At 42.7% G+C, this 787-nt stretch carries 1 protein-coding gene and 1 pseudogene; both read left to right on the top strand.

Going from position 1 to position 787, the window contains the following annotated elements:
* Positions 1–430: pseudogene (locus ACFIK6_RS10105) on the top strand (hypothetical protein); the annotation flags it as partial.
* Positions 411–787: phage baseplate assembly protein V (locus tag ACFIK6_RS10100; protein ID WP_375677615.1), on the top strand; the 377-nt coding region annotated here is incomplete at its 3' end. The pseudogene ACFIK6_RS10105 and the gene ACFIK6_RS10100, both read left to right, overlap by 20 nt.

The raw sequence follows: 787 nt of genomic DNA, 5'->3' as shown, positions 1-787 counted from the left end.
GCCTGCAATTAATATCTCAACACAAAGTGAAACAATTGAAGATGGCTATGATTATGGAGTAAGGCGACGCGTTTTAACGCTAGATGTTGAATGTTATGCGACATGTGAAGATGGAGCGCGTTTTGTTGACCAATTAGCATGGGAAGTTGAGGAGATTTTCTACGCTAATCCCAATCTCAACAACACCGTTGAGACATGCCGCCTGCAAAATATTGCTTTTGCCTTTGGCGATAATGGCGCTCTAGCACTCCATGGTGCAATTTTAACCTTTGAAGTCATTTATGTGACAAATATCCCCAACATGGATGAAGAAGAAGGCAGTGTAGCAAGAATTGTTGAACCTTTCTTAAGCTTTGAACCAGAAACAGGCGTGAAAAACAAAGATAAATACCATAAAATTGAAGGTGGACATGTTAGAGCGACGCGATAAAGAAATCACAGATCTAAAGAGACGTGTGGCCAATATGGTTGTGGTGGGAAAAATTAGCCATGTCGACCATAAAAATGCACGCTATCGGGTAAAAAGTGGCAATCTTGTCAGTGACTGGATTCCAGACACCCAAGCCCGCGCCGGTAAAACACGCTCTTATGAAGGGCGTGATATTGGAGAGCAAGTGGTTGTTATCGCGTCATCTGGAGATTTATCACAAGGGGTGATTGTTGGCTCCATTCATACAGATGCTAATCAAGCCGCCGATAAGGGCAGCATTCACCGAACGATATACCCTGATGGAACCAGCCTTGAATATGATGATGAACAAAACACTTATGGAATTCACATCAAATC

This window comes from Bartonella sp. AS69XJJH, assembly GCF_042195585.1.
In the GTDB taxonomy this organism is placed as follows: domain Bacteria; phylum Pseudomonadota; class Alphaproteobacteria; order Rhizobiales; family Rhizobiaceae; genus Bartonella.
This window is presented reverse-complemented; position numbering and strand designations above follow the sequence as displayed.